The 9,962-nt window shown below is 66.2% G+C and carries 11 protein-coding genes; all 11 read left to right on the forward strand.

Features of this window, described 5'->3' with window-relative positions:
- Nucleotides 1-1,476, forward strand: a 1,476-nt coding sequence (locus G6026_RS03300) for an HD domain-containing protein (protein ID WP_182612255.1), incomplete at its 5' end; no start/stop codon positions are given.
- A gap of 64 nt (nt 1,477-1,540) precedes the next feature.
- Nucleotides 1,541-3,115 (forward strand): signal recognition particle protein, encoded by a 1,575-nt coding sequence (gene ffh / locus G6026_RS03305; RefSeq protein WP_182612256.1) that lies wholly within the window; start codon nt 1,541-1,543, stop codon nt 3,113-3,115.
- A gap of 52 nt (nt 3,116-3,167) precedes the next feature.
- Complete coding sequence (locus tag G6026_RS03310) at nt 3,168-4,463, forward strand: hypothetical protein (protein ID WP_182612257.1); 1,296 nt, start codon at nt 3,168-3,170, stop codon at nt 4,461-4,463.
- Between the two features lie 893 nt (nt 4,464-5,356).
- Nucleotides 5,357-5,854, forward strand: a complete 498-nt coding sequence (rpsP, locus tag G6026_RS03315; protein ID WP_107756648.1) for a 30S ribosomal protein S16 — start codon at nt 5,357-5,359, stop codon at nt 5,852-5,854.
- Nucleotides 5,855-5,859: 5 nt separating this feature from the next.
- A complete protein-coding gene (locus G6026_RS03320; protein WP_017836982.1) occupies nt 5,860-6,102 on the forward strand; it encodes an RNA-binding protein in 243 nt (80 codons plus the stop codon).
- Between the two features lie 34 nt (nt 6,103-6,136).
- Nucleotides 6,137-6,670 carry a ribosome maturation factor RimM gene (gene rimM / locus G6026_RS03325; RefSeq protein ID WP_182612258.1) on the forward strand — a complete coding sequence of 178 codons (534 nt, stop codon included), beginning with the start codon at nt 6,137-6,139 and terminating at the stop codon, nt 6,668-6,670.
- A gap of 32 nt (nt 6,671-6,702) precedes the next feature.
- Entirely contained in the window at nt 6,703-7,467 is a 765-nt protein-coding gene (gene trmD / locus G6026_RS03330) for a tRNA (guanosine(37)-N1)-methyltransferase TrmD (protein WP_107758110.1), read from the forward strand.
- Between the two features lie 163 nt (nt 7,468-7,630).
- Complete coding sequence (gene rplS / locus G6026_RS03335) at nt 7,631-7,972, forward strand: 50S ribosomal protein L19 (protein WP_017836979.1); 342 nt, start codon at nt 7,631-7,633, stop codon at nt 7,970-7,972.
- 137 nt (nt 7,973-8,109) lie between these two features.
- The gene (lepB, locus tag G6026_RS03340) at nt 8,110-8,829 is read left to right on the forward strand and encodes a signal peptidase I (protein ID WP_309230166.1); all 720 of its coding nucleotides are present in this window, start codon (nt 8,110-8,112) and stop codon (nt 8,827-8,829) included.
- Nucleotides 8,826-9,503: a ribonuclease HII gene (locus G6026_RS03345; RefSeq protein WP_107756645.1), complete on the forward strand. Its 678-nt coding sequence runs from the start codon at nt 8,826-8,828 to the stop codon at nt 9,501-9,503. The genes lepB and G6026_RS03345 overlap by 4 nt, the downstream gene beginning before the upstream one ends.
- On the forward strand, nt 9,500-9,805 hold the full coding sequence (locus G6026_RS03350) for a DUF2469 domain-containing protein (protein ID WP_007632861.1): 306 nt from the start codon (nt 9,500-9,502) through the stop codon (nt 9,803-9,805). The genes G6026_RS03345 and G6026_RS03350 overlap by 4 nt, the downstream gene beginning before the upstream one ends.
- The last annotated feature ends 157 nt before the right edge of the window (nt 9,806-9,962 follow it).

The following is a 9,962-nucleotide window of genomic DNA, read 5'->3' on the forward strand; positions in this document are numbered from 1 at the left end:
ACCGGTCTGCTGCGCAGATCACCGGTCCGCAGACCGCTCGACGACGGGGTGGTGGAGCACGCGGGGGAGGTGGCGCTCGCGAGGAACGCCCGCGTGGCCGAGGACCCGTGGCTCCCGCTCCGGGTGGCCGCCGCCGCCGCCAGGTTCTCCCTACCCGTGGCCGCCTCGACTCTCGGGGTGCTGGTGGAGCGCTCACCGGTCCCCGAGGGGCGGTGGCCCGCCGAGGCGCTGTCGGACCTGCTCGTCCTGCTGGGGTCCGGTGAGGGACAGGTGCCGGTGATCGAGGCGCTCGACCGCAGTGGCCTGTGGGAGCGGATGCTCCCGGAATGGTCGGGCGTGCGCGACCTGCCGGCGAGGGACCGGGCCCACGTCTACACGGTGGATCGACACCTGGTGCAGACCGCGGTGGAGGCGTCCCGGTTGACCACCTCGGTGGCCCGTGCGGATCTGCTCCTGTTGTCGGCGCTCCTGCACGACCTGGGCAAGAGCCGCGAGGGCGACCACAGTGAGACGGGTGCCGAGATGGTCGGGCCGATCGTCCGACGCATGGGACTCGCCCCTGCCGATGTCGACACCCTGGTGAGGATCGTCCGGCATCACCTGCTGCTGGCGGTGACCGCGACCAGGCGTGACCCCTCGGATCCGGCGACGGCCGACTCGGTGCTGACCGCGCTCGAGCAGGACGCGACCGCCTTCGACGTGCTCGCCACCCTCACCGAGGCCGACTCGCTGGCCACCGGGCCCACGGTGTGGACCCCGGGAAGGGCCCGGGCACATTCGATGCTGGTCGACGCGTGCCGGGAGAGGGTGGGGTCGCAGCCCGGCGCCGTGGAGGCCCCGACCGTCGACGCCACCCGCCCGCACGGCCCCCCCGATGTGGTGGTGGAGATGCGACCCGCGGGGACGGGGACCACTCACGAGCTCACCCTCGTCGTGCCCGGCGCGGGGAAGTCTCTCGCGGTGACGGCGGAGGTGCTCGCCGCACACCGTCTGGAGATCGTCGACGGGGAGATCGACCTGCGGCCGCCCGGTGGGGTGCGCGCCAAGATGACGGTGTCCACCCGTTTCGGGGACCCCGTGGATCCGAAGGTGTTGCGACAGGACCTGCGTCGGGCGGTCGATTCCGGGGTGGCGGCGTCCCTGCGGGCCGCGCTGGCACGCAATGCCTCCCGGATGATCGGCCCGCCACAGGCCAGGTCCTCGGTCCTGGTGAACCGGCGGACGGATGCCGAGGGGATCCTGCTCGAGGTCCGGGCGGAGGACAGGCCGGGGTTGTTCGCGAAGGTCATCGCGGCGATCCTGGGCAAGGGGGCGAGGATCGACTGGGTCGTGGTGCGGACGCGCGGTGCCGCGGTCGAGGACGTCTTCGCGTTGTCCGGCCCCGGAGCGGTCCTCAGTACGGCGACGGAGGTGGAGTCCCTGCTTCCCCGGCGTGATCCCGCGACGCCCGGCGTCGGGCGGGCCGATACCCTGTGATCAGTCGTCGTCGACGACGCCGGGGACACCATGCCCCCGGCCCGCGACCCAGGGAGCTGTAACCGTGTTCGATTCCTTGTCCGATCGCCTGGCAGGTGCGCTCAAGGACCTGCGCGGAAAGGGGCGGCTCAGCGACGCCGACATCGACGCGACCGCGCGCGAGATCCGCCTCGCGCTGCTCGAGGCGGACGTCGCGCTACCCGTGGTGCGGACGTTCATCTCCCGCGTCAAGGAACGGGCCAAGGGTTCGGAGGTCTCCGAGGCCCTGAACCCGGCGCAGCAGGTCGTGAAGATCGTCGACGCGGAGCTCACCGCGATCCTCGGCGGTGAGGCCCGTCGGATCGAGTTCGCCAAGCAGCCGCCCACGGTGATCATGCTCGCCGGTCTGCAGGGAGCGGGAAAGACCACGCTCGCGGGCAAACTCGCCTACTGGCTCAAGGGCCAGGGTCACACGCCCCTCCTCGTGGCCTGCGACCTCCAGCGACCGGGTGCGGTCGATCAGCTCCGCATCGTCGGCGAGCGCGCCGGCGTGCAGGTGTTCGCCCCCCACCCCGGGACCTCGGTCGGGGGTGACGGGGAGGACGTCGGGGTCCAGGAACCGGTGACGGTGGCCCAGCGGGGCCTCGCCCACGCCCGCGCCAAGATGCACGACGTCGTGATCGTCGACACCGCGGGCCGGTTGGGTATCGACGAGGAGCTCATGGCCCAGGCCAGGGGGATCCGCGATGCGGTCCAGCCGGACGAGACCTTCTTCGTCCTCGACGCGATGATCGGCCAGGACGCCGTCGTCACGGCGGAGGCCTTCCGCGAAGGGGTCGGATTCACCGGCGTCGTCCTGACCAAGCTCGACGGTGACGCCCGTGGTGGCGCCGCGCTGAGCGTCCGTGAACTCACCGGCACGCCGATCATGTTCGCCTCGAACGGGGAGAAGCTGGAGGACTTCGATGTCTTCCACCCCGACCGCATGTCGAGCCGGATCCTCGGCATGGGCGATGTGCTCTCGCTCATCGAGCAGGCCGAGACGGTCTTCGACGCCAAGGACGCGGAGAAGACCGCGGCCAAGATCGGGTCGGGGGAGCTCACCCTCGAGGACTTCCTCGACCAGATGTTGATGATCCGCAAGATGGGCCCCATCGGCAATCTCCTGGGGATGCTGCCCGGGGGCAAAGACATGAAAGCGGCCGTCGGGGACATCGACGAGAAGTACCTGGACCGCATCCAGGCGATCATCCGGGGGATGACACCGGCGGAGCGGGCCGACCCCAAGATCATCAACGGATCCCGCCGCCAGCGCATCGCCAAGGGTTCGGGGGTCACGGTCACCGACGTCAACCAGTTGGTGGACCGGTTCTTCGAGGCCCGCAAGATGATGAGCCGCATGGCCGGCCAGATGGGTATGCCCGGAGCCGGGCGGAAGAACCAGCGCAAGGGCAAGAAGGGCAAGGGCAAGGGCCGTGGACCGACGCAGCCCAAGAACCGGGGGATGATGCCCGGTGGGATGCCGGGGATGCCGCCCGGGATGCCGGGGATGCCCCCCGGGGGCATGCCGGACCTCTCGCAAATGCCGCCCGGACTGGACACGCTGCCGCCGGGCCTCGAGGGGATCGACCTGAACGACCTCAAGTTCCCCAAGCGCTGAGCAGCTTCGTGGTGTAATTGCCTGGTTGAGCTTCAGGAAGCAGAGGGTAGCCGTGGCAGATTCCGTCTACGAGACCGAGAACGACGCCGTCCAGAATAGTTCTTCGGATTTGCCTCCTCTGATGGTCGTTATTGCCGATCCCGGGCAGGTGAGCGACCCTAAGTTCCAACCGAGTAACTCCCACCTGCCTCGAGGTTTCCAAGATCTCGAAAAAGTGCCGTCAAGGTATTGTTACTGGCGCGACCTGGATCTCAACCCAATCGAAGGGCAGTATCAGTCCTTGATGGAGCCGAGAGTGTTCCATCCCCTCCAGTACCCTACCTCGAACGACCTCTACGAAGGCACCAGACTATTCGTAGTCAGCTGGGATAGTGCAAACGGCGATCCTCTCTATCGGTCTGACGCCACCGCCGAGTTTCTCAAATCCAGAGCTCGCGACCGACTCGCTGCCGTTTACGAGAATGCCGGCATTGTGCTAATGGAGAGCCAGGCGCAGCGCGATACGCCTTCCAGTGAGGCGTATCACTCGCTTTTCGGAGACGCTGAAATGAGCGTTTCTCGCCAGAATACGACGCGTGCTGGCTCCCGGGTGGTCATGGAGAAGTCCAAACCTTTCGGCGCGCATCCGCTTATTAAGTCAATAGGGGGCGAGAGCGAGACTGATGGTGAACTGACTACCGACCCATGTGACTGTGACGAATCGAACGCGTTCTTAGATGTTCCAGCGGAGTTTATTCCGCAGATTGTCGGTCGCAGAAAACGTGGCGAGGATGCTGAGGGGAAAAACTTCAAGCTCAGCAATTCTAGGTGGACTGGGACTGGTAGGAACCAGAACGTGTGGTTCGGCTGGTTTGAGTGGTGGGGGCCGGGCTGGGTTCCGCTTATGTACGCATCTGGAGTCTCTGGTTTCCCCATTTTTCGCAATTACCGTAGGCCGGTACTCTTAGCGCGCACCAACGGCAAAGGAGTCGATATTGCCACCACGATGTGGATTTCGGCTAACCAGAAGACGGTTTCGAGGCACATCGTTTACCTTGCCGAAGACCGACAGAATGTCGAAGAGATGACACGTTGGCATAAATGGGCCGTGCTTAGGTCAAGAGCTTGGAGCTTGTTCGCTATACTAATCATTTTGTTTGCTGCGGGGTTCCTGAGCTGGATCCTGGCTGGTCTCGCTACTTCAAATGAATTGTCGCAGCTTTTGACGATCCTTGGGGTCGGCCTTATTGCTATTTGGACCATAGCATATCGGATTATCCTTCGAATATTCCGCCGTCCAGTAGGTATTAATTTTCTGACTGCTTTAATTGGGAAGCCAAGAAGGCGGCGTTCTGGCCAACGCTCCTAGTCAGGGTTGAACCGCACAAGAAAAGGAATTGCTGTGCTTGGTTGGGTAGTGGTAGACTATGACTTCGAACGGTTTCGGTTCGGTGACGTATTTCGATCCCATCTTGACGTTAAAGAGCTGGAGTCCCTTCACATTGATTATGTGACCGATTTGCTGGATTCAAGTAACGAACAGTCTACAGACCTTCACCGATTACTATACCGGATTTACGCTAGCGACTTATCGGATAGTTTCAGACAAATCTATAATCACTTCATCAAAGAAGTAATACGACCGCTCCTCGGCGAGAACTTAGTTTTCCAGCGTCGCCCGAACATCCGTTTCCAGATGCCGGGTAGTGTAGGTGTAGCCGAGTGGCACGCGGACCGCGATGTGGGTCATCACTGGACCGAGACAAACATCTGGATCCCACTCACGGAAATCACAGAGTCGAATGCTGTCTGGGTCGAATCGAGACCCGGCGAAGGTGACTTCCGTCCACTAATAGCTCAGCCCGGGCAGGCTTTGGTATTCGATGGCGCATGTTTAACGCACGGCAACATTCCGTCCAAGTCCTCTAAAACGCGTTTGAGTATCGACTTTCGAGTCGTGCGGGAGTCACTCTATCGTGACAGAGTTGTGAAATCCGTGAACACTGCCACGGAGTTTAGCGTGAATGGTTATTTTCAACGCGCAACCGACGGTTACATATCATAGAGTTTGTTGGATTGGGCTTCGCGGCGCGATTCGACTAGAGTGGTGCGCTGGACGCCGTCACCGGTGGGTCCCGCCGTGTTCATCGCGGACGGTGCCCGCGCCGAGCGGCGGTCACCCGGAAGGCGAAACCGGGCCCCGCAACACGTGCGGGAGTCGCTGAATCGCCACGTGACCCGCAAGAGAAAGCGAGACGCCACATGGCCGTCAAGATCAAGCTCACCCGCCTCGGCAAGATCCGTAACCCGCAGTACCGGGTGGTCGTGGCCGACGCCCGCACCCGTCGAGACGGGCGTGCCATCGAGACGATCGGGCTCTACCGCCCCAAGGAGGAGCCGAGCTTCATCCAGATCGACTCCGAGCGTGCGCAGTACTGGCTGGGTGTCGGCGCGCAGCCGACCGAGGCCGTCGAGTCGCTGCTCAAGATCACCGGGGACTGGCAGAAGTTCAAGGGCATCGAGGGCGCCGAGGGCACCCTCCGCGTGGCCGAGGCGAAGCCCAGCAAGCTGGACCTGTTCAACAAGGCGCTCGAGGAGGCCCAGGGCGAGCCGTCCGCCGAGGCCATCACCACCAAGCGTAAGGCCGAGAAGGCGAAGAAGGCCGACGAGGCGAAGAAGGCCGAGGAGGCCGCGGCCCAGGCCACCGACGGTGAGTCCGCCGAGGCCGGGTCGGCTGACGCCGAGAACGCCGAGGCCTGAGTCCGATGGGTGACATGGTCGTCGACGCCGTCGACCATCTCGTCCGCGGTATCGTGTCGGATCCCGATGCGGTCTCGGTCAGGGCGAGCGGTGGTCGTCGCGGCACCGTGATCCGCGTGACCGTGTCGCCCGACGATCTCGGGCGCGTGATCGGCCGCGGCGGCCGTACCGCGTCGGCGATCCGGACGATCGTCTCCGCCGTCGGCGGGCCGGACGTCCGGGTCGACGTGGTCGACACCGATCGCTAGCCCCCTCGGACCCCACCCGCACCGGAAGGACGTCATGGAACTCGTCGTGGGTCGCGTCGTGAAGTCCCACGGGGTCCGCGGTGAGGTGGTGGTGGAGGTACGGACCGACTCGCCCCGCGAACGATTCGCGGTGGGAGCTCGACTGCTGGGCCGCACCGGCAAGGGGAGGACCGCCACCGATCGGGACGTCACCGTAGAGGCCGCCCGGGATCATTCCGGGCGGCTTCTCGTGCGTCTGGCCGGCGTCTCGGACCGGGATTCCGCCGACGCCTTGCGGGGAATGCTCCTGATCGTCGACTCCGAGTCCCTACCGGACACCGGGGACCCGGACGAATTCCACGACCACCAGCTGGTGGGCCTGACCGTGCTGGACACCGGCGGGACGCAGCTCGGCGAGGTCACCGAGGTCGTGCACACCCCGGGTGGGGAACTCCTCTCCGTGCGTCTGTCGAGCGGATCGGAGGCCCTGGTGCCCTTCGTGGCCCGGATCGTCCCCAGGGTGGACGTCGTCGCCGGTACCTGCGTGATCGACCCACCGGAGGGGCTACTCGACCTGGGGACCCCGTGACCGGACCCGACCATACGGTCACCGCCCCACGGATGCGGCTCGACGTCGTCACGGCGTTCCCGGACTATCTCTCGCCCCTCCGTCTGGCACTGCCCGGGCGGGCCATCGACCGCGGCATCCTGGACCTCCGGGTCCACGACCTGCGCAACTGGGCTCACGACGTGCACCGCTCGGTGGACGACACGCCGTTCGGTGGCGGACCCGGCATGGTCATGCGGCCGACTGTCTGGGGCGAGGCCCTCGATGAGGTGGTACCACCGTCCGCGGGCTCCGCCGCGACGCGGCCCCTGCTCATCGTGCCCACCCCGGCGGGACGACCGTTCACCCAGGCCGATGCCCACAGCTACGCACGACGCGATCACCTGATCTTCGCCTGCGGTCGATACGAGGGAATCGATCAGCGCGTGATCGATGAGGCCTCCACACGCATGGACGTGGAGGAGGTGAGCATCGGCGACTACGTCCTGATCGGGGGAGAGGTGGCCGTCCTGGTGGTGGCGGAGGCCGTCGTCCGACTCCTCCCCGGGGTGCTGGGCAACCAGCGCAGTCACGAGGAGGACTCCTTCTCCGACGGCCTCCTCGAGGGGCCGAGCTACACCCGGCCCGAGGTGTGGCGGGACCGGCCTGTCCCCGCGGTACTGAAGAGCGGTGACCACGCGCGGATCGCGCGGTGGCGGCGTGACGAGTCGCTCCGGCGCACGGCGCAACGTCGCCCCGACCTGCTCGACGGGGCTGCTCTGGGTCCCGCGGACCTGGAGACCCTGAGGTCCGTCGGCTGGCCCGAGCGCGCCGACTGATTTGGGGTCGGCCGACGGATAGTGGCATACTAGCGAGGTTGATCATCCGGGCGCACCCGTGCGTCCGCGGACGGTCGCGCTGCTCCGGGCACGAACCGGTTGACCCGCCTGACGGCGGGCGCCAGGGTCCTCTGTCCTCAATTCCTGACATCCGAGGAACACAATGAACACTCTCGACTTCATCGACAACAAGTCGCTCCGCGACGACATCCCGGCGTTCCGCCCCGGCGACACGCTCGACGTGCACGTCAAGGTCATCGAGGGCTCGAAGGAGCGCGTCCAGGTCTTCAAGGGCGTCGTGATCCGCCGTCAGGGTGGTGGCGTCCGCGAGACCTTCACCGTCCGCAAGGTCTCCTTCGGCGTCGGCGTCGAGCGCACCTTCCCGGTCCACTCGCCCACCATCGACCACATCGATGTCCTGACCCGCGGCGACGTCCGTCGGGCCAAGCTGTACTACCTCCGCAACCTCCGCGGCAAGGCCGCGAAGATCAAGGAGAAGCGCTGAGCATGTAGAGCGAGTCGGACTCGGCCGTCGTGTGTGGTGGCCGATCGACTACGCTCGTCCGGGTGAGCAGCACCCAATCACCTGGACAGCACCCCTCCGAGCCGGGCCCCCGAGAAGACGGGGACCCGGCTCGAGGCGTGGGTGGAGGCCGTCGCCAGGCGCGCGCCGCCGAGAAGAAGGGCCAGCCCTGGTACATCGAGATCCCCATGCTGGTGGTGATCGCGCTGGTACTGGTGTTCGTCTTCCAGACCTTCGTCGGGCGGGTCTACCAGATCCCCTCGGAGTCGATGGAGCCCACGCTGCACGGGTGTGCCGGCTGCACGGGTGACCGGATCTTCGTGGACAAGATCTCGTACCGGTTCGGCGATCCGCAGCCCGGGGACGTCGTGGTGTTCGAGGGTCCGAATTCCTGGAACCAGGGGTACCAGTCCATCCGGTCGGACAACCCGGTCATCCGGACACTGCAGGACATCGGCGGCGTCATCGGCGTCGTCCCGCCCGATCAGAACGACATGGTCAAGCGTGTCATCGCGGTGGGTGGTCAGACCGTGGGCGGGTGCTCGCCGGACGGGGGCCTCCTGGTGGACGGTGAGCCGCTGGACGAGCCGTACCTCAACGCGGACCCCTCGATCGACCGCAACCCGCTCAACTGCGCGTTCGGGCCGGTCACCGTTCCGGAGGGCAACTACTGGGTGATGGGTGACAACCGGAGCAACTCGGCGGACTCCCGGTACCACATGGGCGACGAGTTCCAGGGCTCCGTTCCCGAGGAGAACATCATCGGCAAGGTGCAGGCCATCATCCTCCCGTTCAACCGGATCGGGTCCGTCCCCTCACCGGACATCACCGCGGGGTGAGCCCGGTCCGACCGGGCCGGGTGAGGGTGACCCGGCGTGACGGACGGCTGGCTCTGGAGGCGGCCCTGGCGCGGCGGGGTCTCGGGCCGGTCGCCGGTGTGGACGAGGCCGGGCGCGGGTCGTGCGCGGGACCACTGGTGGTGGCGGCGTGCGTGTTGGGTAGCCGTCTCACGGCGGATCTCGCTGATCTGGACGACTCCAAGAAGCTGTCTCCTGCGACCCGGGAGCGCCTCCACGACGCCGTGTTGCGCAGAGCCGTCGCGGCGTCCGTAGTCGTGATCGAACCCGACCGCATCGACGAGCGCGGGGTCCACCGGTGCAACCTCGAGGGAATGCGACGCGCGGTGGCCGCTCTCGATCCGCCGCCGGGCTTCGTCCTGACCGACGGGTTCGCCGTGGACGGGCTCGGGTGCCAGTCCACCGCGGTGATCGGGGGTGACGAGGTCGTCGCATCGATCGCCGCCGCGAGTGTCCTAGCAAAGGTGACCCGTGATCGGATTATGGTGGACCTCGACCCGAGGTACCCGGGCTACGGTTTCGCCGCCCACAAGGGGTACAGCACCCCGGGTCACGCCAGGGCGATCGAGCAGCTCGGTCCCAGCGACATCCACCGGATGTCGTACGCCAACGTCCGTCGCGCCGCCCAGGCGCATTCGAGGAGCAGCACTAGATGAGCGCCGAGGATCTGGAGAACTACGAGACCGAGATGGAGCTCTCGCTGTACCGCGAGTACCGCGACATCGTCGGTCAGTTCACCTACGTCGTCGAGACGGAGCGGCGCTTCTATCTCGCCAACGCGGTCGAGCTGATCCCGAGGTCCGCGGACGGCGAGGTCTACTTCGACGTCCGGATGTCCGACGCCTGGGTGTGGGACATGTACCGGCCTGCCCGTTTCGTCAAGTACGTCCGGGTGTTGACCTTCAAGGACGTCAACATCGAGGAGCTCGACAAGCCCGAACTCCGCCTCCCGGAGTAGTTCGCGACTCGCTCGTCCTCCACAGCCTCCCGCGCCTCCACAGGGCGCGCCCGGCCCGATCCGCGTCCAGCGGATCGGGCCGGTGTCGTGGTGCAGGCTGAGCCGCGGCGACCCGGACGGGCCGGGCCGCCGGGGAGGGGCTCGCGATGGCGGGGGG

Source organism: Dietzia sp. DQ11-38-2 (genome assembly GCF_014145055.1).
GTDB lineage: Bacteria > Actinomycetota > Actinomycetes > Mycobacteriales > Mycobacteriaceae > Dietzia.